The following is a 26,194-nucleotide window of genomic DNA, read 5'->3' as shown; positions in this document are numbered from 1 at the left end:
ATAGAAAAACAAAAGGACTCATGACAGGAACAGTATGCAATACACCACGTAAACTGGAGTGAACAATCGCATTTTAATTATCCAATGTAAATAAGAGTAGTGAATTTAACTTTAGGGAAGCCATAAGTATATGCCAAGTTAAACGGGGCAAGCTACGTACATCCTCAACCATGTACAATTGCTCGTATTCTCTCTTTTTTTCAACAACAATATTTATTTCAACACCGTGGCCAATTTGGCTTCGGTAACGAGTACGTTTTTTCTACTATTAACAGCATAGTATCGTACAAACAAAAAAACAGTGAAAAATGAAAAGATCGCTTTTAGTATTTGCGGTTTTCTTTGCCATGTGCCAAATCGTTTTAGCGCAAGGTAAAAAAGCGGTAACTGGTACCGTGAAGGATGCAAAAGGAGACGTCCTGATCGGTGTTAGTGTGCAAGAGAAAGGCACAACTAACGGGGCCGTAACCGATGTCAAAGGTCATTTTAGCTTGAGCGTTGCCCCCAATGCAACCTTAATCCTTACATATGTAGGGTATGCCAAGCAAGAAGTGGCAGTTGGTGATCGTTCCACTCTCTCTATTATTTTACAAGAAGACAACAAGAACCTCAACGAGGTAGTTGTTACCGCGATGGGCGTGAAAAAAGAAGCGCGCAAATTGGGTTATGCTGTTACAGCACTCAATGGCGATGATCTTAAAAAATCTGCTCCAACTAGTATTGGTGCCGCTCTTTACGGTAAAGCACCAGGTGTAACCATCAGCGGCGCGCCAGGTGGTGCAACATCTGCAGTTGCTATCCAAATCCGTGGTGTAAACTCTTTAACAAACAATGCGCAACCATTAGTAGTTGTGGATGGTGTTCCTATCCGTAACGGTGATGCGAATACCGGCGATTACTATGCTGATACTCGTATCCGTGGTAATGGTTTGTTAGACATCAACCCTGAAAACATTGAATCACTTAATATCCTCAAAGGCGCTGCTGCTTCTGCGTTGTACGGTTCTGATGCTGCTGCGGGTGTTATTGTGATCACTACTAAAACAGGTAAGAAAGGTAAAGGGTTAGGTATCGATTTCTCAGCTACTTATGGTATCGAGAAAGTGGGTATTTTGCCTGATATCCAAAACGTGTATGGTCCTGGTTACGATCGCGAAACCAACAAAGCTAGCTTCGGTGCTGATGATGATGGTTGGATCCAATTAGGCGACATTAATGGCGATGGTATTGCCGACAAACGTCCTATCTACCGCTCTTACGCCCAGTTTGGTCCTAAATTCGATGGTAGCGATATTTCTTACTGGACTGATGGTTCTATCCGTAAGTATAATGCTCACCCCGACAACTGGAAAAACTTCTATAGAACCGGTAACCAAGGTGTGTACAACATCGCAGTTTCTAACAGCAATGAAAATGTAACTTACCGTTTGTCTTACACTCGTAACGATTACAGAGGTGTTCAAATCGGTGGCGATCAAGGCAAAAACACTTTCAACTTAAATACTTCTATCAAAATCACAAAACGCTTAACTGCTGATGTGATCGCGAGCTATATTAATGAGAAAGTACACAACCGTCCTGAGTTGCAAAACCGTATCTCTGGTAACTATGGTGGTATGTTCAGCTCTGCTGATGATATCAACGATTACTTCGCTACGTACAAAAACAAAGCAGGTTACAAATACTATATGTACAATTCTCCAATCGATCCAAACGATCGTTTGAAATACCATATCCGTGCTTATGACTTTATGGATTTCTTATGGAAGCAATTGCAAAATAGCTACGATGAAACGTCAAACCGTTACATGACTGCTGCTACATTAAACTACGACTTTGGTAAAGGTTTACGTTTAAGAGGTAGAATGGGTAACGATTACACAGGTTATCGTTCAGAATTCAAAGAATATTCTACACAACCTACAGCTTTCGATCCAACAGGTGGTTTCACTACAGCTAACGAGCAGCACAGTATTTTATACGGTGATGTAATGTTGATGTACAACAAATCGTTGACTAAAAATTTAGGATTGAATGTAAATGCTGGTTACCAAGCACGTAAAGAAGAGTACCGTTACGAAACAGCTGCAACAAACGGCGGTTTAGTACAAGAAAATTGGTTCTCTTTGGCGAATGGTGCTATCGAGCCAAGCAAAGCTACTTCTACACGTAAATCTTTCGTGAAAGATGCTTACTTCGCCACTGTTGGTTTCGATATTAATAACTACTTGTTCTTAGAAGCTACTGGTAGATACGAACGTGCATCTACATTAGCTCCAGATAATAATGCATTCTTCTACCCATCTTTGAGCGCTGCATTCGAATTGTCTAAAGCATTCAAATTACCAGAATTCGTTACGTATTCTAAATTGCGTGCGTCTTGGGGTATCGTAGGTAACCCTCCAGTAATGTATGCTGCAAACGTAATGTACGTAGCAGGTCGTTATACAATCGTAAACCCAACTACTGGTACGAATGGTAACTTCACTTACTACTACCCAGATCAAAACCAGGGTAACCTTAACTTAGAGAACGAGAAAAAACGTGAGGTTGAGATCGGTTGGGAAACTAAATTCTTGAACAACCGTGTTGGCTTCGATGTTGCTTTCTATCAAAATGTTACTAATAACCAAATCCTCAAATTGGATAACGCTTTGAGTGCTGGTTCTGTAACAATGTTGAGAAACGTTGGTTCTATGCAAAATACCGGTGTGGAATTATCAGTAAATGGTACACCTATCCAAACGAAATCATTCCAATGGAATGCTCGTGTAAACGTTGCATACAACAAAAACAAGGTAAAAGAATTAGCGAATGGTATCGACCAAGTAATTGTTAATAACGTTGATAACGGTTCTTTGAACGTTGTTGCGAAAGCTGGTAGCTCTTACGGTGATATCTATGGTTACAAACGCATGACGAACGAAAACGGTGAATACCTCATTAACAATGATGGTTACTATGTTCTCGATTATTCTAAAATGCAAAAGTTAGGTAACACGCAATCTAAATATGTAGGTGGTATGATGAACTCATTCAACTACAAAAACTGGAATTTAGATGCATTAGTTGATTTCCGTTATGGTGGTCAATTGATCTCTACTACTAACTACTACGGTACTGGTGCTGGTTTGTTCACAAATTCGTTGGAATTCCGTGATGCTGAGCATGGTGGTCTTGCATACTACAAAGACGCTGCCGGTAACAAAGTTTTAGTAAGCAATGGTGGTGCTCCAGCAGGTGCTAAAATTTACAATGATGGTGTGTTGTTGAAAGGTGTGAAAGAAGATGGTAAAACACCAAACGATAAAGTTGTTGAGGCTGCTGAATACTATTTGAATTCATATGGTTGGGGTGGTTATCCAGGTTCTGGTAGCAACTTGTACGAAAAAGCAATCTATGATAACAACTATATCAAATTGCGTGAAGTTACATTGGGCTACACTTTCAGAACTGCTACATTACAAAAAATCAGGTTCCAGAATTTGAATTTGTCAGTATTTGCACGTAACCCGCTGTACATCTACAAATCAATTCCGAACATCGATCCGGAAGCTGCTGTTGGTACAACTATTCAATCACGTAACGTTGAAACCGGTACTACTGCATCAACAAGAACTTTTGGTGTGAGCTTACGTGCTAGCTTCTAATCTTTTAAAACAATTATTGATGAAAAAGAATCTTTTTATCATATCATTAGCAGCTTTCGGCATGAGTACGCTTGCTGCTTGTACTAAATCTGATTTCTCAAGTAATTTCAACGATCCGGAAAAAACAGAGGTAGCGTCTACCGAAGGTCTTTTCAAAGGTTTGTTTGCAAATGATCGTATCAAGCCAGCTTACTGGAATATCTTCACGTTCTTGCGTCCACAATCTGCTGTGTATACCCAAACCATCGGTTATACCAATAGCTTGAATGTTTACACGCAGAATACTGCATACGGTCAAGATCGCTGGTCTGATTATTATACCAATACCTTAGCACGTTACCGCGCAATGGAAGCGAACTACGCTAAGTATACTTCGCCTTCAGATATCCGCGGTTACAATATCTTTATGCAAGTAGGTAAGGTTGTTTTGTATGACCAAACACAACAAATGGTAGATTTGTGGGGTGATATTCCTTTCAAAGAAGCCGGTCGTGTTGCACAAACAAGCAACCCTAGCGGTCCTGCTTACGATGATGCAAAGGATGTATATACTACCATGTTAACAGATTTGAAAGCTGCTGCCGATTTCTTGGCTGTTGCTAACACAACGGATTCTTTCGTTTTGCACAAACAAATCCTCAGCAAAAACGATCCTATGTATAATGGCGATCTTGCTAAATGGAGAAAATATGCGAACTCACTTCGTATGCGTATTGCAATGCGTATCAGCTACCAAAACGAAACGTTGGCTAAACAAACCATCGAGGAAATCTTGGGCAACCCAACGAAATACCCAGTGATGGAAGCCAATACCGATAACGCGCAGTTGACATACATCAATGGCAACGATATTCGTGACGGTATGAGAGATGGTATGGGTGGTGTTGCTGGTCCTTCTTACATGATCGACACAGTAATGAAACCTGCTGCAGATCCTCGTTTACGTTTCTTCTTCTCTCGCACTGTTAGAGGTGAATTCAAAGGCTCTGCTCCGAATTGGAACTCTGCTCAACAAGAAGATTCTTTGGCGAAAGGTCGTGTATCTATCATCGACTCTACTACCTTTACGCAGAATAATAACTTCCCTGGTGTATTAATGACAGCAGCTGAAGTGAGCTTCATTAAAGCAGAAGCCTTCGAACGTTGGGGTGGTGGTACTGCTAAAACGGCTTACGAAAACGGTGTGAAACAATCTATCGAATTCTATAGCAGCATTAACCAAAAAAGCAGCTACGCTAGCAATCCCAAGAAAGCAGCTACTGCCGACGAAATCACAGCTACTTTAGCGAGTGCAAACGTTGCTTATGGTACTAATAAAGAAGATAATCTCCGCAAAATCGCTACCCAAAAATGGATCGACTTCAACTGGATGGGATCTGTTCACGGTTGGGCTGAAATGCGTAGAACCAAATACCCAACATTAACGTTTACTCGTGTTAATAGCCCTTCAGCTCCAACACCTGGTACTCGTTTATTATATCCTCCGAAAGAACGTCTTTACAATGCAGTTAACTTCGAAAAAGTAGCAGCAAAAGATGTTATGTACGGTAAAATCTTCTGGGACGTTAAATAATCCAATTCGGCTTATTTCGTAATAAAAGCAGCAAAACCGCTGGCGCTAGCAATGGCTCCAGCGGTTTTTGATTTATGACATACTTATAACGTATCCGCATACACGAAGAGAATTATTTAACAACTACAACGTGTATACGAAATTGATATGCCAATAAATATAGCTTGTGTTATTATAATGCGCTAGTGTATAAACGAATTTGTTATATCAATGATTTAATCCCTAAAAAAATCGATTTACCGGTATAACATGGTTGTATATACGATGTTGTATTATCAATATTTGATGTAATAAAATATTGTGTAACTAGTGAGGATAAACGATATTGATATGTCAAATAAAACGGCCTTCTCATACATTGAGAAGGCCGTTTCTTAAGTTGTTTAGCGAATTCTTATTGTAAAAGCGATTTAATCTCGTTTAGCTTCAATAATGCTTCTACAGGCGTTAACCTGTTAATGTCCGTAGCTTCAAGCTTCTCGCGGATATTTTGGAATGTTTCTGTATGCGTATCGAAAATACTGAGTTGCATTTTAGGTAACGGTGTAGATATTTGCTCTACAGCTGCCTGTAATGGCGCGTCAATATGCTGGCTTTCCAATTGTTTTAGGATCTCATTTGCTCGGTTGATCAATTGCGGCGGCATACCGGCAATTTTTGCCACGTGAATACCAAAACTATGGCGACTACCACCTTGTGCTAATTTGCGCAAGAAAATGATCTTGTTGCCAGATTCTTTATTCGTGATGTGATAATTTTTAACCCGGTGATGCTTGTTCTCTAGTTCATTCAACTCGTGGTAGTGTGTGGCAAATAATGTTTTCGGGCGATGGGAAGTCATGTCGTGTAAGTATTCAACAATACTCCAAGCAATCGAAATACCATCATATGTGCTTGTACCACGACCAATTTCATCCAAAATAATCAAGCTACGCTCGGTTAAATTGTTAATGATACTCGCTGTTTCATTCATCTCCACCATGAAAGTTGATTCACCCCCGCTTAAGTTATCCGATGCACCCACCCTGGTAAAGATCTTATCCGTTAACCCAATAGCCGCGCTCGTTGCCGGTACAAAGCTACCCATGTGCGCCATTAGCGTAATAATGGCAGTTTGGCGCAATAAGGCCGATTTACCACTCATGTTCGGACCGGTGAGGATAATGATTTGTTGATCATCTTTATTCAAAATCAAATCATTTGCCACGTATTGTTCGCCCATTGGTAAGCCGCGTTCAATCACTGGGTGGCGGCCTTCTTTGATATCTAATACTTGGCCATCGTTTATTTCCGGTTTGCGGTATTTAAACTGTACGGCATTATACGCAAAGCATAATAAGCAATCGAGCCTACCGAGCATTTGTGCGTTTTGTTGGATCGGCTGAATATAATCTTGCAAGGCAAGCAACAAAGCATCGAATAGCTGAATTTCGAGGGCTTGGATTTTATCTTCCGCTCCTACAATTTTCTCTTCATACTCCTTCAACTCTGGTGTAATATAACGTTCGGCGTTGGCCAACGTTTGTTTACGAATCCAAGTATCGGGCACTTTGTTTTTATGTGTATTGGTAACTTCTAAGTAATACCCAAACACATTGTTAAACGCAATCTTTAACGATGGAATACCCGTTGCTTCCGATTCTTTTTGCTGAATTTGTAATAAATACTCCTTTCCAGAATGAGCTATTTTACGAAGTGCATCCAGTTCCTCGCTCACCCCTTCACGCATTACACCTCCTTTGTTGGCTAATACCGGCGGATTATCCGATACTTCAGCTAATATTCTTTGCAGGATAGTAGGGCAGGGGTTAAGCTGCTCGTTAATACGCTGTAAATAATCGTTATGGGTATCGTTCAGCAATCCTTGCACAGCTTCTACTTGTTGTAAAGCTTTGGCCAATTGCATAACCTCGCGGGGATTGATCTTTTTCAACGGGATTTTCGATACCAAGCGCTCTAAATCGCCCACTTGCTTCAAATGTGCTTGAAGGGCATGCGATAAGTCGGTTTGCTTAATAAAGAATTCCACTGTATCCAAACGCTCGTTAATCTGCGATAATTGGCGCAAGGGGAATACAATCCAGCGCTTCAATAAGCGGGCACCCATGGGAGTAGTGGTATTATCTAACACGCTTAGCAACGAATTACCGCCTTCTACGGCGCTGTTCAATAATTCCAAGTTGCGAATCGTGAAACGATCCATCCATAAGAAATCGTCTTGATCAATACGTTGCATGGTAGCAATATGCTGCAAATGCGGGTGTTCCGTATCTTTCAAGTAGTGCATAGCGGCACCTGCGGCAATAATGGCTTCTGTTAAGCCTTCCACCCCGAATCCTTTCAAAGAATGTGTTTCGAAGTGTTTGCACAAGATTTCATTGCCATAGGTGTTGGTGAAAATCCATTCCTCCAGCGTATATGTGTAAAACTTTGAACCGAAATACTCGCGGAATAGCTTCTGCTTCTGCTTAGCATACACCACTTCTGCCGGTTTGAAGCTTTGTAGTAATTTATCGATGTACTCCACGCTGCCTTGTGCTACAAAAAATTCGCCCGTCGAAATATCGAGGAAAGCCACACCGTTATTCTTTTCATCCAAATGAACGGCAGCTAGGAAGTTGTTATTGGCATTGTCTAAAAGCTTATCGTTTACAGCTACACCGGGCGTTACCATCTCGGTTACACCGCGTTTAACAATACCTTTTACTGTTTTGGGGTCTTCCAATTGGTCGCATATTGCCACACGGTAACCCGCTTTTACCAGTTTATGTAAGTAAGTGTCGAGTGAGTGATGTGGAAAACCGGCGAGGTCAACATAGGTGGCCGATCCATTGGCTCTTTTAGTTAACACAATGCCCAGCACTTGCGCCGCAATAACGGCGTCTTCATTGAAAGTTTCGTAAAAGTCGCCCACTCTGAACAACAACACAGCATCAGGGTACTTGGCCTTGATGGCATTGTGTTGCTTCATGAGCGGTGTTTCTTCGGATTTACTTTTTGCCATTCGGCAAATATAATACGAAAGAGAATTTGGCGGCGGGGTGTGGATAAAATAGGCCGGGGGATGGGCTTTACAGGATAATGACTTCGAATATTCCCTCATATATTATCTTTGCACCGTATGCGCAAATTAAGTATGGACGAATTAGGCCGTAAATCGGTGGCCGAATTCAAAGCAGCAGATAAAACACCGCTCGTATTGGTACTCGATAATGTTCGGAGTATGCACAACGTTGGATCCGTTTTTAGAACGGCCGATGCCTTTTTAATACAAGGACTCATTTTATGCGGTTTTACACCCGTTCCCCCGCACCGCGATATTAATAAAACGGCCCTCGGCGCTACCGAATCCGTTGATTGGCAATATTTTAACACTACTGTAGAAGCCGTTCAACAGCTACAGGCAGAAGGTTACCAAGTATTAGCCATCGAACAAGCGGTGAATAGCCAAATGTTAAATACCTTCGAACCGCCAAAAGATAAGCCCTTGGCTTTGGTTTTTGGAAATGAAGTAGATGGCGTAGATGGGGAAGTGATGAAAGTAGTGGATGGTTGCATAGAAATACCGCAACTTGGGATGAAGCACTCCCTAAACATTTCAGTAACAACAGGTATTGTTGTATGGGACGTGTTTAGCAAATGGAAAAAAGATTCTATAATATAATTAAGGACACTTATGATTATGTCGACACCAACCAGTTCGAACACGGTACAAAATTATTTGTCGCTCGTAAAATTTAGTCACACCATATTTGCCATGCCTTTCGCTATGATTGGTTTTTTTATGGCGGTATTGAAAACGGGGCATAGTTTCCATTGGCTTACTTTAGTGCTGGTAGTGCTGTGTATGGTTTTCGCAAGAAGTGCAGCCATGGCATTTAACCGTTGGTTAGATGTGGAATTCGACAAACGTAACCCGCGTACGGCGAAACGCGAAATCCCGGCCGGTATTATAACACCTCGCAACGCGCTTTTCTTCATTATTGTGAACTGCGTGCTTTTTATGGCTACAACGTATTTCATTAATCCTATTTGTTTCTTCTTATCGCCCATTGCCCTTATCGTGGTATTGGGATATAGCTATACAAAACGCTTTACCGCGCTTTGCCACATGGTGTTGGGCGTAGGTTTGTCACTAGCCCCTATTGGTGCTTATTTGGCAGTAACGGGTGAGTTTGCCTTGTTACCGGTGTTAGTAAGCGTATTGGTATTGTGCTGGGTAAGTGGTTTTGATATTATTTATGCATTGCAAGACGAGGAATTCGATAAATCCCAGCAGCTCCATTCTGTGCCTACTTGGCTCGGGAAAGCCGGCGCTTTGAGGTTCTCGGAAGGTTTGCACATAGTAGCAGGCATTGTAGTGATTTCCATTGGGTTTTTAGGCCATTTCTCGTGGTTATTCTGGATGGGTGCAGCCGTATTCATCGCCATGTTGATCGCGCAGCACCGCTTGGTAAAACCCAACGACCTTAGTAAAGTAAATATCGCGTTTATGACCACGAATGGTATCGCCAGCGTGGTATTTGCTGTTTTTGCTATCGCTGATATGTTTATATTTAGAACAGAGATTGCCGAAACACTTACTTCATTATTCCAATAAACTTTCATGGCAAGAATTATAGCAATAGATTACGGGCGGAAACGTACCGGTTTAGCCGTAACAGACCCGTTAAAAATCATCGCCAGCGGCCTTACAACGGTGCCGAGCCATGAATTAATAAAGTATTTGAAGAACTATTTTGCTACAGAAGAAGTAGAATTGATCTTGATAGGGGAACCGAAGAACCTAAAAGGCGAAGCCACCGATGCTACGCCCTTAGTACAGCAATGCATCAAGCAGCTCCAAAAAAACTTTCCCAATATCCCTGTTAAGAAGCTCGACGAACGTTTTACCAGTAAAATGGCGTTCCAAAGCATGATCGATAGCGGTTTGAAAAAGAAAGATAGGCAGGATAAAGGTTTGGTTGATGAAATTAGTGCCACCATTCTCCTGCAAGAATACCTGCAAAACAGCTTTTAATTGAATTTGGCTAAATTTGCAGTTTAATACCAAGCATAAAAATGCAGCCCCGGCTGTGAAATAATAGAATATGATTTTACCAATAGTAGCTTATGGCAACCCAGTTTTAAGAGAAGTTGCCGTAGATATCGACGCTAATTACCCGAACCTGGATACTTTTATCGCGAACATGTGGGAAACCATGTACGGTTCAAATGGTGTAGGTATTGCAGCGCCGCAAGTCAATAAAGGCATCCGTGTTTTTGTAGTAGATACCAAGCAAATCATCGAGAACTTGGAAGAAGACGAGAAGAATGATTACCCAGGCGATGAAGGTATCAAACAAGTATTCATCAACGCGCACATCGTAGATACTGAAGGTGAAGATTGGCCGTACAATGAAGGCTGCTTAAGCATCCCTAAAATCCGTGAAGATGTTTACCGTCCTGAAAAAGTAACCATCCGTTACCAAGACGAGAACTTCGTACAACACGAAAAAACATTCCACGGTGTTACTGCCCGTGTTATTTTCCATGAATATGACCACCTGGAAGGTGTTCTTTTCATCGATCACTTGAAACCTTTGAAGAAAAGAATGATTAAAAGCAAACTCGACGACATTTCTAAAGGAAAAGTGAGAGTTGATTATAAGATGCTTTTTAAGAAGTAAAAAAATAAATAAGTAAATATTTTATATTGTAATTTATTTCCTTATTTTAGGGTATCATAAAGTTTCAACCTAAACATCCGACACCTCAAATTGGGATCAATTCCAACATATAATGAAGCTGAATTAGTGCTGGGTCTTAAGAATAAAGACGAGCAAGTCTTTGGCTATTTATATGACCACTATTCGCCTGCCTTGTACGGTGTTATTTTAAAAGTAATTAACGATGAGAATGTAGCGAGCGATATTTTGCAAGAAGTATTCATCAAAATATGGCGCGGTATCGATCGTTATGATGTAGATAAAGGGCGGCTCTTTACTTGGATGTTGAATATTGCGCGTAATACCGCGATTGATAACTTGCGATCGAAGGCCCACAAGCTTGATCAGAAAATCCAAGAGATTGGAAATGACGTATATTATCATACAAGCCAATTAACCGTTCAGCCTTCCGTAGATCATCTCGGTTTGTCCAAAGTGTTGGATAAACTTAACAAGGAACAACGCATCATAATTGATTTAGCCTATTATAAGGGCTGTACACAAGAAGAAATTGCCAAGATACTTGATATTCCTCTCGGTACGGTTAAAACTAGAATGAGAAACGCTATCATTCAATTGCGTAATATTTTAAAAAATTCGTAAGCAAAGTGGACGTCAATCGTTACATATCATCTGGCATCATAGAAAGCTATGTAGCTGGCCTAACTTCCGAGCAAGAATCGAAAGAGGTCCAAGCCTATATGTTGCAGTTTCCTGAAGTGAAACAAGCTGTTGACGCTTGTCAACAGGATATGGAACGTTATGTGAATATGTACGCCATTCAACCACCTTCCGTGGTGAAAGACCGCATCTTCGCCGTTATCAATAAAGATGAAAACAACGTTGCGACCGACACTGTTACGGTAGTTGCTGATTCACCACAAGCACGCATTTACTCTATTCAAGAACATCAATACGAAGAGGACGCACCACGCCCTCGGAATATTTGGAAATACATAGCTGCCGCCGCCATCGTTGGTATCATCGGGTGCTCGGCAGCTATTTATAAGTTATATACCGATAACCAAAACATCAACGAAAAGTATCAAACCTTACTCGCACAAGGATCCACTCTCCAAGCGAATAACGATGTGATGCAAACTAAGTTGACGGAAATGGACGAAGCAATGGCCATTATGCGCAATCCAGCCATGCAAAAGGTTAAAATGCCTAGCGCCATTAAAGAACACCCAGAATACCTCGCTACCGTATTCTTCAATCCAAAAGAGAAAGCTGTTTATCTCTCCGTAGATAACATGCCCGAACCTCCAGCAGGGCAACAATACCAATTGTGGGCCATCGTAAAAGGACAAAAAGACCCTGTCGACGCAGGTGTTTTTGATATGGGCGACGCCTCCAAATCCCTCCAAAAAATGAAAGCATTTGGCGACGATGTTGTTGCATTTGCCGTTACACTTGAAAAGAAAGGCGGCAGCGAAAAGCCGACTATGCCAGTCTATATCGCCGGAAAAGCGAGCTAATCCTACATTTTTTCGAAAATTATAACTATACTTGGCTTAGTGTTTGCTAAGTTCCATTGTGTATTTAATTTTACCTAGTGAGAAAAATTTTACTTGCTTTTTTTAGCATTTTAAGCCTACAAACTGTTGCACAAGATACAGCCCGCTATAAGGGCATGATCGTTAACCTAGACGAATTTACCGTTAAGGCCAAGCGTTTTGGCTTTGATATTAACGGTTTTATTAAAAGAGTAGAAGAAGATACCACCTTCTACCAAGCGTTCAAACATCTACGACAAGTAGGTTTCCTCGCCGAGAATGATATTAAGATCACCAACAAAAGCACCGTTGAAGAAAAAGCCAGCCTCAAAAGCACTACTAAGCAAATCGTGGAGAAAGGCTGTAGACGAATGGAGGTGATCAATGAGAAAACTACGGGCAACTTCTACACGAAAAAAGGCAATTACAACTACTATACAGCCGAATTGTACGCCAACCTCTTCTTTACTAAAGGTACGGTGTGCGACGATGAAAACCTGTCCCAAAAAGGTAAATCCAGCATGGAAAAGCACAAAGGGCAGCTGAAACAACTTATTTTCAATCCAGGTAAGCCCATACAAGGTGTGCCTATTGTAGGACAGAAAGTAGCGATCTTCGACCCTTCCGTTAGGAATTATTACGATTTCGGCATCAAGCAACAAAAGTACCTCGGCAACGAATGTTACGTATTCTCCGCTATTGCCAAAAGTACCTTAAACAGGATGGATAGAGGAGAGGTGGTGATCGACAGGCTCGTCACTTACTTTAATAAAGAAACCTTTGAAATAGTAGGCCGCGAATATTCTTTATCGTATCGCACTATGTTGTTTGACTTTAATGTGAAAATGGACGTACAAATGACCCATGCCGGCGATTTACTCGTACCAGCGCTCATTACCTACGACGGCACATGGAATGTTCCTTTCAAAAAGCGCGAAACCGCTCAATTCACCGCTAAATTTCATCATTTCGTTCCCTAGGTACTCGTTATAGCCAGGCTGCTACACAACTACAGCTTAGAAGCGTATATTGCTAGCTACCAATCCTTGGAATATGCGCACCTGGATGATCATTTTTTGTTTACTGTTCGTACAAATAACCGTAGCACAATCTGTAGATAGCATAATTGCTTTAAACATGGCAGCACGGGGTGGAGAAGATATGTTCGAACGCGTGGAAACATTCGTGGCAATTGGTACCATGAGTACCCCAAACCGCGAAGTATCCGTGAAACTGCTCTATAAAAATACAGGTCTATACCGCTTAGATATGCAAGTGCAAGACAAACAAACTTCCCGTATATATAACGCTAATACAGGGCAAGGTTGGATCGTAGATTCCATCGAGAATACAAACCGCTGGCGTCCACTATTCGGTGCTGCTTTGCTCGATTTTAAAGAACAACTGGATTGCTTCTGGCCATATTACGACTATAAGCATAACAAAGAAAGGATCACTTACCTAGGCATCGATAAAGTGCAAAACATTACCTGCTATAAACTACGCATTGTATTACCCTCTGGACATATGTTATTCCAATACATCGATTTAAACAGCCATCTCGTTATAAAGCAACGCTATACCGGGTTTTCAGATAATAAATACAGTATTGTTGAAGAATTAATTAGCGGGTATAGAGAAGTCGATGGATTTTATTTTCCCCATGTATACGATCGACATTCGGATGGCGACCATGCAGTACTCATTATCCATGGCATTGTACTAAATCGCCCTTTAGATGATAAGCTATTCACCCCCGATATGCAGCGCTAACGAATTAAAGTGATCGAGCCCGATTGTTGATACACCTTGTTATTAATAGCATCTCCATATTGTACCATCCACGTATAAGCACCCACAGGAGCAGGATCGGTACCAAATTTACCATTCCATCCTACACCGGGATCAGTTGTATAAAAGAACAGTTTGCCCCAACGATCAAAAATACTTAACCTGTAATATCCCAAAGCGCAATTAAACCGTGGCCGGAAGGCATCGTTTATACCATCTCCATTAGGTGTAAAAGCCGTAGGGAAGTACATTCTACAACCACATTCCTTAAAGTCTACATAAATGGAATCCGTAGCACGACCACAAGTATTCGTTGCCACCAAGGCGTAATAGCCGGGTTGCGTAACTACAAAGCTAGGCCTACTCGTACTATCTTGCCATTTATACGACGAACCGGCGCCATTAGGGTAGAGAATAAGCGTTTCATTGCTACACATCATCGTATCCAAACCGAGGTTTATACGTAGCGTATCTTCATAGCTAACTTGTATACTGTCGGTCGATTCACAACGACCAATTTGTGCATGCACATAATAAATCCCGGGCGAGTCAACATAAAAAGTAGCCTGCTTAGAACCATCTTGCCATAGATAACTACCTTGACCATAATCGGCCGTTAATACCAAGAAATTCCCTGTACACAAGGTTGTATCATTTCCTAAATTCACATCTCGCAAAGAGTTATAACGAACCCGCACTGTATCAAGCACATCGCAAATACCATTAATTGTTACAAATACCCAGTAATCTCCACTTCTATTCACATTAATAGCAGGCGTTGTGGCCCCGGTACTCCAGCGGTAAGCTGTAGCTGTAGGTTGCTGCACATCTAGTACAATAGTTTCGCCAGCACAAAGCAACGAGTCGGTTCCTGCATTGAAGGCGTAAGGAGTACCAGTGAAGTTAACATGAATAGTATCATAAAATAAACCGCAGCCCTGTGCATTGGCTTCTACCCAATAATCTCCTGTAGTAGTCACATCAATTGTAGGCGTGGTTTCGCCTGTGTTCCAACGGTAGGTAGTATTTTGAGCGGTGGCATCCAATTGGATAATCTCGCCAACGCAGAGGTTTACATCTCGGCCCAGTGCAATGGTAGGCATGGGGGTATAGAAAACGTTGATAGAATCTTTAATAGCGCAACCATCAATACTCAGCTTATAAGTACCTTCTTGACTTACTACGAAGGAATCTAACGTACTACTATCTTGCCATAAATACGCTGCCCCGGGAATAACCGGCCCGCGCAGTGTAAGTGTGGAATCCACACACAAAGTAGTGTCTTCGCCGAATGGAGACGCTGTAGGTACCACGAATCTTATGAATTGCACATTGGCCTCGCTGGTATTATTCGCAAAAACCGTGAGAGTAACGGTATAAGTGCCTGCCACCGTGTAAATATGCCATGGTTTGCGCATACTCCGCGACGTATCGTAATGACCAGTACCAGGATCGCCGAATGTCCACAATACAGAATCGATTAAAGTCGTATCAGCATTAATATGGAAGAACACGGAATCATTAATACAGGTGGTATTGTAACTGAAGGGGGTAGGGGCATAGCTGTTCTCAAAAGGCAATTGCGATGCTTTTATGATCGCGACGGCTGAAAAGAACAGTAAAACCAGCAATAAGGTATGTTGGCGTAGGCTTTTCATTTGTGCTTATGGTAGCCTCTAAATTAATCGAAAATTTTATATAAGGAAAGTTATTAATAAAATTTGGTGGCTATAAAGAAGGTTAGGATCGTTAACCAACAAAAAAAGCATGGCTTTAAAGGCCATGCTTCAATATATTAAGTTGTAATAATTAAGGTACTTGGATTTGCTTGCTGCCGGCAATATAACGTCTCCAACGTTCTACCACGGTAGCTAAATCTTCTGGCACTGGGCTTTCGAAATGCATCTGCTCGCCTGTTCTTGGATGAACAAACCCCAAAGTGCGGGCATGCAAAGCGTGGCGTGGCATAATCTCGAAACAGTTGTCGATGAACTGCTTATACTTCGCGAAAATGGTGCCTTTTACAATGCGGTTACCCCCATAGGTATCATCATTGAATAAAGAGTGACCATTATGCTGCATATGCACACGAATTTGGTGTGTACGCCCTGTTTCTAGCCTACATTCGATCAAGGTTACATAGTTGAAACGTTCCAGCACTTTGTAGTGCGTAATAGCTTCTTTCCCATAATCGCCATCTGGATATACATCCATGATTTTTCTAAACCTTTGGTGGCGACCAACATGCCCTGTATATGTACCTTCATCTTCTTCAAAGTCACCCCAAACCAAGGCAATGTACCTACGTTGCGTAGTGTGTTCTGCGAATTGGTTAGCAAGATGGTTAAGGGCTTGGTCGGTTTTACCAATCACCAATAAGCCACTGGTATTTTTATCGATCCGGTGAACGAGACCCATGCGGGGCATTACCGGGTCGGTGATATTCTCTTTGTCTTCCGCTAAATAATAGGCTAAGCCATTCACAAGGGTGCCGGTATAATTACCACAGCCCGGGTGAACCACCATGCCTGCGGGCTTGTCGATTACCATCAGGTCATCATCTTCATATATCACCTTTAAAGGGATATTTTCAGCTAATACCTCGTGGTTCTCAGGGTTTTTATTAGAAAAAACGACAATGCGATCAAGTGGTTTGATCTTGTAATTTGATTTTGCCGGTTTGTCGTTCACTAAAACGAGCCCAGCTTCTATGCCTTGTTGTATTTTGTTGCGGGTAGCATTTTCGATGCGAGCCATTAAGAATTTATCGATGCGAATAGGTTCCTGGCCCTTGTCCACGGTCATATTCACACGCTCAAACAGTTCCTCGCTGCCTTCGCCATTATCTAACTCGTCGTCCAACTCCAACAATTGATCGTTCATTATTTGCTTTAAATTTTTGCAAATGTACGAAAACACCGCCGCATAGTACCCTATTGCGCGAATTGTGGCAAATCATTGATATTTTTGCAGTATGAAACGGATAGATGAGCCACAAGTTTTTGTGAATGATTTAGGTACGATCGAATACGCTAAGGCTCGCGACCTGCAAGAGGAGCTCTTACAGGAGAACGTACAGATGAAAATATCCCACCGTCAGCAAGGTTTAGAAGGTATTTCTGCGCCTGCTACTAAAAACTTCTTATTGCTTTGTGAGCATCCTTTGGTATATACCTTGGGCAAAAGTGGGCATATGGAGAACCTCCTCATTAATAATACCCAGTTACAAGAGAAAGGCATCCAGTTTTATCCAACCAACCGTGGTGGCGACATTACCTTCCATGGGCCCGGCCAAGTAGTAGGTTATCCTATCTTGGATTTAGAACAGTTTTTCACCGACATAGGTAAATACCTCCGCTACTTAGAAGAGGTGATTATCAAAACCTTAGCCGACTATGGCATTGAGGCCGATCGCTCAAAAGGTGAAACTGGTGTATGGCTCGACCCCCATGATCCACGTAAAGCCCGTAAGATCTGCGCAATGGGTGTACGCTGTTCCCGCTGGGTAACTATGCATGGCTTTGCATTAAATGTAAACACTGATATGCAGTACTTTAACTATATCGTACCTTGTGGTATTGTGGATAAGAAGGTCACCTCTTTACAACAAGAATTAGGCCGTGAAGTAGATATGGAAGAAGTAAAAGAACGTATTAAAACCCATTTTCGCGAGGTTTTCCAAGCAGATTTAACGCCATTACAATAATTGTCGCAAATAGGGTAGTTAAGGTGGATATTTATATCATTCCCTTTGGCAACCCTTTGACTTGCCTTTGGAAGTAGCTAACTCTCCTTGGCTTTATTTGGTGCCTATTTAGCTTGGTAATTAGTGTATATATGAATTGAAGTCATGTAACAAGGTAAAAAGCGGCTTTTCTAGTATAGGTATAATATATCCATAAGCTACTGATCATATACTTTACATGTACTTTTCATGTTCCCTCCAAGTTATTTTCAAGTAACTTCCATGTAGTTTCCATGTAATTCCCAAGTAACTTCCATGTAAATCCCAAGTAACTTCCATGTAAATCCATGTAGTTTCATCGATGTTCACCCGGCTCTCACTCGGCTCTCATCCGGCTATTACTCGACTTTCATTCGACAAATACCTTGTTTTACCTTAAGTTAACTTCGTGCAGTATTGGGTGAATACCTGGTAACCAGCCGTTTATTATAAGGGATAAAAAAAGCGTTTCAATATTAACCGCTTGGTTAGGTATTGAAACGCTTTGTAAATTATTTAGATGAGTGATTATGACCTGTAATTCAATGGAATATAGAAGTTCCATTTCTCCTTCAACTTATCACCTTCTATGATCTCGAAGTTAAACCATCCAGCATGCATGAAAATGGCTTTTTCGATGATTAAGAAAGGTTCTTGCACTTGGGGGATTTCGAAGAGGAATTCGCCCGTGCTTTCGAAGAACTTTATTTTGTAGTTTTTTTTAGGTGCTTCTGGCAACCTAATATTCACATTACCATCGGCAGTAGTATATATACAATTCGATGGTTTCCAAGGTATTCTCTCCGGTTCTTTCGGCTTTTCCGGTGGGTCTTGCGCCTTGCGAGGTGGTTCCGAAGATGTCGTTTTTACCGGTGGCGGGTTATTCGGGTCCAGCTTACCAATCTCACGTATTTCCTGCGCTGTTAACTTCGCCGATTCATTTATGGTAGAATCAGGAATAGCCTCCATCACTTTCGAATACATATACTTACCGTTGTTAAATTGAATAAACAAACGGTAGTAATTCTTACCGGGCAATGGCTTATTATCCATGTAAGCGTTACGAATCTCATTCGGCGATACGGCATAGCCGATCGTGTAAAAGTTAATAACACTATCCAACGAACGTTGTACGCCAATTTGCGACACATTCCTAAAACCAGAAATCCAATCCAGTTGAATCTTACCTGTTTTAATCTTTGCCGAAAAGTCGGGCAACACCGGCGGAGTTACCTCCTGCGCGTGCAAGTTCCCTGTTGTCAACAATATTAAAAAGGCTGCGATGCAATAACGAGCAATCTGCTTCATAATTCAAAAACCAAGTACACTTAAAGTTGGCAAAAATACATACTAGCGCCCAAATATAATAAACCCGTTTTTTAAAAGTCTAAAACGTTTGGGGGTAATGATAAATTTCCTTGCAACCCACCTGTATGCACCACCAAAATGTTGCTACCACCTGGGAATACCCCGGCAGCCAGTTGCCGTTGCCATGCTAGCAGTAATTTGCCTGTATAAACAATATCCGTAGGTATGCCGGTTTGCCAGTAAAAATCATTCATTTGATCAAACAATGCTTGCGACGTTTTCCCGTATCCTTCACTTACATCATGCCAAATTTTCCATGGCGTTTCGTGGTTGTGAATATAGGCTGCCACTGCTTGTTCCATTCCCTCGCTTCCTTTCAAAGCCGAATAGCCCCATACGCACTGGTTAGCCTGCGCTGCGTTCACTAGGCCAGCTAAGGTAGTACCGGTGCCCACGGCGGCTAAAATGTGGGTGAAAGCCGTACTATCACTATGTAGCAATATGTCTTCGCTTCCTTTCACACCTAACGCATTATTACCACCTTCAGGAACGATATAGGCCCCGGGAAATTGTGCGGCCCAATCGATATTTTCCTTTTCACGGTAAGTACGCCTACTCACAAATTCCAGTTGCATACCGGCCGCTTTCGCTTGGATTAACGTATTACTCCACTCGTTGGGGGCTTCACCCCTAATTACCCCAATACTCCGAATATCCAATGCTTGGCAAGCTGCTGCCGTAGCGGCAATATGATTACTATAAGGCCCTCCAAAGGTAAGCAACAACGTTTGCCCTGCGGCTTGCATGGCAGCAATATTCTCTTTTAGCTTAAACCACTTGTTACCCTGGATAACAGGATGGATCGTATCTAAACGCAACATGGCTGCCGATATATTTTTCGGCAGCCATGTTGTATGAATAGGTTGTATTGTTAATTTGCCCGTATCAATAAACATGATACGCAATTTACTAGTTTTCGTAAAACAAGTTGTTACGCAAACTCACCGGCGCTTTACCATTCATGCCGATATTCACTTGTAATGTTTTACCACCACCTGCATCAAAGTAACTCACCCGGATTTTGTGGAACCCTTTACGTAACGGCACTTGCTTCATTTCTTCTTTCTCACCATGTTCGCCATCGTTGTTCACTACCAATTCATCATCGAGGTACAACATGGAACCATCGTCGCTTTTAGTGCTTATTTCATACACACCATCTTCGTCGATTTTAATATAACCATCATATTGTACCGTGAAGCCAGGTTTAGCTTGGAAGGCGTTGATGCTTATGTTTTGCATGAAACCACTCGTATCCACTTTGCTGAAGGCTAAGTTAGCTAACGATTTCACAGGTTTGAAGGCTGCTTGGAATTTCACGCCTTTCTGTGCCGGGTTCACCGGTAAGCCAGCTTTATATTCTTGGCTCATATAAGTAGCCGAGAATTTATTGCTCACCCTGCCCGATGGTAATACCACGATACAACGCAGTGTAATGGTTTGACCTTTCGCCAATGGAAAGTTAAATGGCTTCGTAAATAAAGAACTAGCGGTAGTAGGTTCACTACCATCAATTGTATAACGAATAACGGCGCCCGTTACAGGTGGTTTCAAGTCAACACGTACCGATGTACCTGCTGTTACCACATCCGCCAATCCTGCCGGTTCTGGAATTCGGTAGTGTACGCCTTGTTGATCTAAGTTGAACAACACGTTCTTCAACTTACCCAAGAAAGCATCGTAATCTTTTTTATTGGCAGGCGACCAGCCGGTTTCTGCTATAGCCAGCGCTCTTGGGTATACCATGTAATCTACTTGGTCTTCTGTACTCAAGTATTCTGTCCATAAGTTACCTTGGAAGCCTATGATGTATTTCTTTTCTTCTTCTGTTAATTCTGCCGGTAACGGTTCGTAATTATATACACGGCTTAATGGTAAATAACCACCGATGTTTAAAATCGGTTCGTTCTTTGGTGAAGCTTGGTAATAGTCGAGGTACACGTAATTATTCGGTGTCATGACCACGTTGTGTTTCAACTTCGCGGCAGCAATACCACCTTCTTCACCACGCCAGCTCATAACGGCTGCATTAGGGGCTAATCCTCCTTCAAGAATCTCGTCCCAACCGATAATATTACGACCTTTTCCATTCAAGTATTTCTCCATACGCTGCACGAAATAACTTTGTAAAGCATGTTCATCTTTCAAGTTATTTTGTTTCATGCGTTGTTGACATTTAGGGCATTTTTTCCAGCTATCTTTCGGGCATTCGTCGCCACCAATGTGGATAATTGGACTTGGGAAGATGGTTAATACTTCATCCAACACGTTCTGTAAGAACGTAAAGGTTTCTTCATTTCCCGCGCAATACACATCTTTAAATACTCCCCAAGTACCACTTACTTCGTAAGGGCCACCCGTACAACCAAGATTCGGATAAGCAGCTAAAGCCGCTAAAGCATGGCCTGGCATTTCAATTTCAGGGATAATGGTTACATAGCGTTCAGCTGCATACGCTACTAAGTCGCGCAATTCAGCTTGCGTGTAAAACCCGCCATGTGGTACATTATCGAAAGTGCTGCTTTGTCCTAAGTGCCCTACTAACGAGCCTTTACGGGTAGAACCTACAGCTGTTAAGCGTGGATATTTTTTAATTTCAATACGCCAGCCTTGGTCGTCGGTTAAGTGGAAATGCAAGCGGTTCATCTTGTACTGTGCCATCACGTCGATGAATTTCTTCACGTACTTGATAGGGTAGAAGTGCCTACATACATCCAACATCAAACCTCTGTAACCAAAGCGTGGTTCATCGTTGATGATCACGTTGCTGACAACAATTTTTTGCGTGTGTTCTACGGGTAGTAACTGTAAGAAAGTTTGCAAGCCATAGAATAAGCCTGCACCTTGACCTTTTAATTGCACCTTGTTGCCGCTGATGGTTAGGTTATAACCTTCTACAGGTGTATAAGTAGCATCTTCTGTAATAATGATGGTATTATCTTCATTGGCAGAAGCTGCTGTAGCATTTAATTTGAAGCCGTAGTTTTCTTCGAGGAAAGTGTTGAGTAGATCCAACGTTTTCTCGGCTGCTGCGCCTTGTGTGAAAACCTTCACCTTGGGCGTAACTGTAAAGCTACCGCTGAGTGTTTTAGCGTCGGCAGGCTCCGGTAAAATTGGCTGTAGTGCCACGCTAGGAGCTGTTGCTGCTGGTTTCGCTTTAACGCTTGTACGTTTGTGCGTAGTTGGTTTTTTCTTCTTTTTAGCCTGCGCCATGCAAGCGATTCCCACTAATAGCGCGAGTGAGCATAAGATGATTTTTTTCATACGGAAAATAGCAATCTACGATCGTGTTAAAATGTTAGCATTCTGTTGGCATGTAATAAAACAGCGGGCGAAATGGATGGCCCGCTATTTAAAAGTATGTGGTAGCGTGATAAATTAGCCGTTGAGGCCGCCTTTACCACGGTAAAGTTTCACTGGTTTATCTAACTCCACTTTTAAAACCGTCATATATTCATCTTGCACATTCGCTGGCACATCAATATACACCAAGCCAGGAACAGGGCTCCAAGAAATTTTGCCCACTACTTTGTGTTGTAATGGCGTACCTTTTCCTACGACGCTGATGTTTTTGATTTTATTGTCTAATCCTTTGATCATTACACGGCCAGTTGTGTTGCCCGCAATGAATAAGTATAAAGTGCTAGAGTCTTTTGATAAAGTAGTTGGGCCGTAGAAATGACCTTGCGGGATACCACCAATGGTACCAAAAATCGCCTCACTGTGCTTTTTGTTCCATTTACCCAATTCTTTTAATACGTTCACTTCCTCTGCTGGAATGGTACCATCTTCTTTCGGACCAATATCAAGTAACATGTTACCGCCATTGCTAATAGCATCTGCGAATATGGTAATTACCTCGTACGGTGTTTTCCAGTTCGTGTCTTGCGGTTGGTAACCCCAATTATTGTTAATCGTCATACACAGTTCCCACCAATGGAATGCTGGGCGTACAACTGGGAAGTTTTGTTCTGGCGTATCGTAATCGCCGTAGCCTTGTAAACGACCATTAATGATGGTGTTGGGGTTACGACTGGTTAATAATTTACGGATTCCTTGGGCATCCCATTCGTCGGCACTGTGTTCCCAGTCACCATCGAACCACCATAAATCGGGGTTGAATTGTGTGGATAACTCGGTTAATTGGCCATTTAAGAACGATTGGAACTTCTTCCAACGTGCCGGTTGGTCTTTTATTTGGTAGCGACTACTGTCTTTTAAGAAACCTGGGTAATCGTTGTAAGTCCAGTCGAGTAAAGAGAAATAAGCGCCGGTTTTGATATTACGTTTGCGCAGGGCATTGAAAAACGGTGTAACGATGTCTTTCTTTGCAGGAGTGCTTTTTACGGTGCTAAGTTTTGAAAACTTCGTATCCCAAAGGGCCACACCATCGTGGTGTTTGGTGGTGAGTACGGCGTATTGAGCACCGGAGGCGGCTATAAGATCGGCCCAGGCTTCGGCGTCGAATTGTTTCGCTGTCAGTCCTTTAAGCTGTTGCATATAGTCGGCATGACTGATTTTCTTGTTGTGAAAACTCCAAGATTCATCAATTCCGTTCACTGCGTATATCCCGTAATGGATAAAAATTCCGAGCTTGGCGTCGGCGAACCATTGCATTTTGTCAGAAATCTCTGCTGGGTTGGTTTTTTGTTGGGCGTTGGCTGTACTAAAAAGCTGCATCATCAAGGCTCCGGCCACAAAAAGTCTTTTCATCTTGCGATATTATGGAATTAAAATTTAACTGCTTGTTAAAAAAAAGACGGAAGGGAAAAAATATTAATGATTAAATTTAGCCCCCGATATTTGGTGTATTTATAATATGTTGCTACGAAGTAATGTATTTATTTAAACCCCATTAGGTAAAATTCGAGTGAAAAATAAAAACTAATATCAACAAATGCAACCAACATTATTGATTTTGGCTGCCGGGATGGCAAGCCGTTACGGTAGTTTGAAGCAGATTCAGCAGTTTGGCCCCAGCGGTGAAACCATCATTGATTACTCCATTTACGACGCTATCAGGGCTGGTTTTGGCAAGATAGTATTTATTATCCGTGAGAATTTCGCAGACGACTTCAAAGAGATCTTCGAACCGAAATTGAAAGGTAAAGTTGAAACAGCGTATGTTTTCCAAGACATGGACTCATTCACAGGCGCACATGCGATTCCTGCGGATAGAACGAAGCCTTGGGGTACTGCACACGCCGTATTATGTGCAAAAGATGCCATCAACGAACCATTTGCCGTAATCAATGCCGACGATTTCTACGGCAGGGAAGCATTTGAAAAAATGGCCCAATTCCTTACTTCAAAATGTAATGAAAATACATACAGCGTTGTGGGTTATGAACTTGGTAATACAGTAAGCGAGTACGGTTCTGTATCTCGTGGTGTTTGCCAAGTAGATGCACAAGGCAACTTAGCTTCCATTGTAGAACGTACTAAAATCTTCGTAGAAGATGGTAAAATCGTATACGAAGATGGTGATGCTAAAGTAGAATTGTCGCCGAAAACGAATGTTTCTATGAACTTCTGGGGCTTTGCGCCAAGCGTATTCCCTATCAGTGAGAAAATGTTCGACCAATTCTTAACCGACAATATCAGCAATCCTAAATCGGAATTCTTTATTCCAATCGTGGTAGATCAGTTTATCGCCGGTAATTTGGGTGTAGTGAATGTAATTCCTACAAGTTCCCAGTGGTTTGGTGTAACGTATAAAGAAGATGCGCCGGGTGTACAAGCTAGCTTGTCGGCTTTGGTAAATAAAGGTGAATATCCCGACAATCTTTGGAAATAGATGGTGAATAACGCGATTATTGCCGCATTTGGATTAGATGCTGCCAACTTCGAGATTAAACGATTCGGATCAGGACATATCAACAATACTTTCTTATTAAGCGCCATCGGCGACGATAAGAAATATGTCCTGCAAAAAATAAACACCAACGTATTTAAGGAACCGGCTGTGATTGCTACGAATCAGCGCTTAGCCGCTGAGTATTTGGCAGTACATCACCCAGGGTATCTTTTCATTACACCCATTCAAACGGTGAACAGGGAAGATCTTTTTGTATGGGAAGGTGATTATTGGCGTTTAATCCCGTTTATCAACGATTCTACTTCCGTCGACCAAGCCGATAACACCAAGCAAGCTTACGAGGCAGCCAAGCAATTTGGTAAAATGGCCCGTTACTTGGATGGTATCGACATGCGACCGTTCAAGCCAACAATCCCTAATTTTCATAACCTGACCTTGCGTTATAGTGCTTTCCAAGAAGCTATTCCGCAAGCAAAAGAAGATAGGAAAGCCGCCGCGCAAGACACAATAGAAGAATTTTTACGACACAGCAACATTGCCATTACGTACGAACAATTAAAAACCGATCCTGCCTTTAAAGACAGGCTTATGCATCACGACACTAAAATTAACAACGTATTGCTGCACAAAACTACCTTTGAAGGCTTGTGCGTGTGTGATTTAGATACGCTGATGCCCGGTAAGCTGATTTCAGATTTAGGCGACATGGTACGTACCTACGTTTGCCCAGTATCGGAAGAAGAGCGGGATCTCACATTAATCCATGTTCGTAACGAATACTTCGAGGCATTGATGAAAGGGTACTTGGAAGAAGTAGGCGCTACTTTAACCGAAGTAGAACGCAAGCATTTATTCTATGCAGGTAAGTTCATGATTTACATGCAAGGCATTCGATTTTTGACGGATTACTTAAATGGTGATGTGTATTATCCCATTAAGTACCCTACACATAACTTCGATCGTGCTAAAAACCAATTGACGTTATTACAACAGTTAATTAAAAAAGAACCAGAACTGCAAGCCATTATCGATCAATGCTTAGCACAAAAGGCATAAAATAATA

20 protein-coding genes are annotated in these 26,194 nt (G+C 41.9%); 13 read left to right on the top strand and 7 right to left on the bottom strand.

All coding sequences use genetic code 11. The features are described from left to right. Window positions 1-308 precede the first annotated feature (308 nt). Both LX64_RS17715 and LX64_RS17710 read left to right on the top strand, forming a co-directional pair. Complete coding sequence (locus LX64_RS17715; protein WP_111599011.1) at window positions 309-3,650, top strand: SusC/RagA family TonB-linked outer membrane protein; 3,342 nt, start codon at window positions 309-311, stop codon at window positions 3,648-3,650. A 19-nt stretch (window positions 3,651-3,669) separates the two neighbouring features. After that, window positions 3,670-5,223 (top strand): SusD/RagB family nutrient-binding outer membrane lipoprotein, encoded by a 1,554-nt coding sequence (locus LX64_RS17710; RefSeq protein ID WP_111599010.1) that lies wholly within the window; start codon window positions 3,670-3,672, stop codon window positions 5,221-5,223. Between the two features lie 394 nt (window positions 5,224-5,617). Here the strand turns inward: LX64_RS17710 and mutS are convergent, their stop codons facing one another. Further along, window positions 5,618-8,227, bottom strand: a complete 2,610-nt coding sequence (gene mutS, locus LX64_RS17705) for a DNA mismatch repair protein MutS (RefSeq protein ID WP_111599009.1) — start codon at window positions 8,225-8,227, stop codon at window positions 5,618-5,620. A 117-nt stretch (window positions 8,228-8,344) separates the two neighbouring features. On the opposite strand from mutS, the gene LX64_RS17700 reads away from it, so the two are divergent. The 8 genes from LX64_RS17700 to LX64_RS17665 all read left to right on the top strand — a co-directional run bounded on the left by LX64_RS17700 (window position 8,345) and on the right by LX64_RS17665 (window position 14,203). After that, window positions 8,345-8,887 carry an RNA methyltransferase gene (locus tag LX64_RS17700; RefSeq protein ID WP_170132823.1) on the top strand — a complete coding sequence of 181 codons (543 nt, stop codon included), beginning with the start codon at window positions 8,345-8,347 and terminating at the stop codon, window positions 8,885-8,887. Window positions 8,888-8,905: 18 nt separating this feature from the next. Beyond that, entirely contained in the window at window positions 8,906-9,823 is a 918-nt protein-coding gene (locus LX64_RS17695; RefSeq protein ID WP_111599008.1) for a UbiA-like polyprenyltransferase, read from the top strand. 6 nt (window positions 9,824-9,829) lie between these two features. Further along, window positions 9,830-10,243, top strand: a complete 414-nt coding sequence (ruvX, locus tag LX64_RS17690) for a Holliday junction resolvase RuvX (protein ID WP_111599007.1) — start codon at window positions 9,830-9,832, stop codon at window positions 10,241-10,243. 70 nt (window positions 10,244-10,313) lie between these two features. Continuing rightward, window positions 10,314-10,892 carry a peptide deformylase gene (gene def / locus LX64_RS17685; RefSeq protein WP_111599006.1) on the top strand — a complete coding sequence of 193 codons (579 nt, stop codon included), beginning with the start codon at window positions 10,314-10,316 and terminating at the stop codon, window positions 10,890-10,892. Between the two features lie 90 nt (window positions 10,893-10,982). Then, entirely contained in the window at window positions 10,983-11,534 is a 552-nt protein-coding gene (locus tag LX64_RS17680; protein WP_111599005.1) for an RNA polymerase sigma factor, read from the top strand. Window positions 11,535-11,539: 5 nt separating this feature from the next. Beyond that, window positions 11,540-12,412: an anti-sigma factor gene (locus tag LX64_RS17675; protein ID WP_111599004.1), complete on the top strand. Its 873-nt coding sequence runs from the start codon at window positions 11,540-11,542 to the stop codon at window positions 12,410-12,412. A 77-nt stretch (window positions 12,413-12,489) separates the two neighbouring features. Next, window positions 12,490-13,410: a hypothetical protein gene (locus LX64_RS17670; RefSeq protein WP_111599003.1), complete on the top strand. Its 921-nt coding sequence runs from the start codon at window positions 12,490-12,492 to the stop codon at window positions 13,408-13,410. Window positions 13,411-13,483: 73 nt separating this feature from the next. Further along, window positions 13,484-14,203, top strand: a complete 720-nt coding sequence (locus tag LX64_RS17665) for a hypothetical protein (protein ID WP_111599002.1) — start codon at window positions 13,484-13,486, stop codon at window positions 14,201-14,203. On the opposite strand, the gene LX64_RS17660 is transcribed toward LX64_RS17665, so the two are convergent. Then, on the bottom strand, window positions 14,200-15,879 hold the full coding sequence (locus LX64_RS17660; protein ID WP_111599001.1) for a T9SS type B sorting domain-containing protein: 1,680 nt from the start codon (window positions 15,877-15,879) through the stop codon (window positions 14,200-14,202). The two genes, LX64_RS17665 and LX64_RS17660, sit on opposite strands and share 4 nt — an antisense overlap. A gap of 151 nt (window positions 15,880-16,030) precedes the next feature. Beyond that, window positions 16,031-17,104: an RluA family pseudouridine synthase gene (locus tag LX64_RS17655; protein ID WP_111599000.1), complete on the bottom strand. Its 1,074-nt coding sequence runs from the start codon at window positions 17,102-17,104 to the stop codon at window positions 16,031-16,033. A gap of 91 nt (window positions 17,105-17,195) precedes the next feature. On the opposite strand from LX64_RS17655, the gene lipB reads away from it, so the two are divergent. Further along, the gene (lipB, locus tag LX64_RS17650) at window positions 17,196-17,927 is read left to right on the top strand and encodes a lipoyl(octanoyl) transferase LipB (RefSeq protein WP_111598999.1); all 732 of its coding nucleotides are present in this window, start codon (window positions 17,196-17,198) and stop codon (window positions 17,925-17,927) included. 546 nt (window positions 17,928-18,473) lie between these two features. Here the strand turns inward: lipB and LX64_RS17645 are convergent. The 4 genes from LX64_RS17645 to LX64_RS17630 all read right to left on the bottom strand — a co-directional run bounded on the left by LX64_RS17645 (window position 18,474) and on the right by LX64_RS17630 (window position 24,026). Beyond that, window positions 18,474-19,253 (bottom strand): hypothetical protein, encoded by a 780-nt coding sequence (locus tag LX64_RS17645; RefSeq protein ID WP_111598998.1) that lies wholly within the window; start codon window positions 19,251-19,253, stop codon window positions 18,474-18,476. 71 nt (window positions 19,254-19,324) lie between these two features. Next, window positions 19,325-20,209: a 1-aminocyclopropane-1-carboxylate deaminase/D-cysteine desulfhydrase gene (locus LX64_RS17640; RefSeq protein ID WP_111598997.1), complete on the bottom strand. Its 885-nt coding sequence runs from the start codon at window positions 20,207-20,209 to the stop codon at window positions 19,325-19,327. Window positions 20,210-20,222: 13 nt separating this feature from the next. After that, window positions 20,223-22,577: a family 20 glycosylhydrolase gene (locus tag LX64_RS17635; protein WP_111598996.1), complete on the bottom strand. Its 2,355-nt coding sequence runs from the start codon at window positions 22,575-22,577 to the stop codon at window positions 20,223-20,225. Window positions 22,578-22,691: 114 nt separating this feature from the next. Continuing rightward, complete coding sequence (locus LX64_RS17630; RefSeq protein ID WP_111598995.1) at window positions 22,692-24,026, bottom strand: alpha-L-fucosidase; 1,335 nt, start codon at window positions 24,024-24,026, stop codon at window positions 22,692-22,694. Window positions 24,027-24,210: 184 nt separating this feature from the next. Between LX64_RS17630 and LX64_RS17625 the strand changes: the two genes are divergently transcribed. Together LX64_RS17625 and LX64_RS17620 are read left to right on the top strand one after the other, a co-directional pair. Next, entirely contained in the window at window positions 24,211-25,110 is a 900-nt protein-coding gene (locus LX64_RS17625; protein WP_111598994.1) for a sugar phosphate nucleotidyltransferase, read from the top strand. Continuing rightward, window positions 25,111-26,187 carry a phosphotransferase enzyme family protein gene (locus tag LX64_RS17620; RefSeq protein ID WP_111598993.1) on the top strand — a complete coding sequence of 359 codons (1,077 nt, stop codon included), beginning with the start codon at window positions 25,111-25,113 and terminating at the stop codon, window positions 26,185-26,187. Window positions 26,188-26,194 lie beyond the last annotated feature (7 nt).

It is taken from the genome of Chitinophaga skermanii (genome assembly GCF_003259335.1).
GTDB classification, from domain to species: Bacteria; Bacteroidota; Bacteroidia; order Chitinophagales; family Chitinophagaceae; genus Chitinophaga; species Chitinophaga skermanii.
The sequence above is the reverse complement of the archived record's forward strand: the minus strand, read 5'-3'. Positions and strand labels throughout refer to the sequence as shown.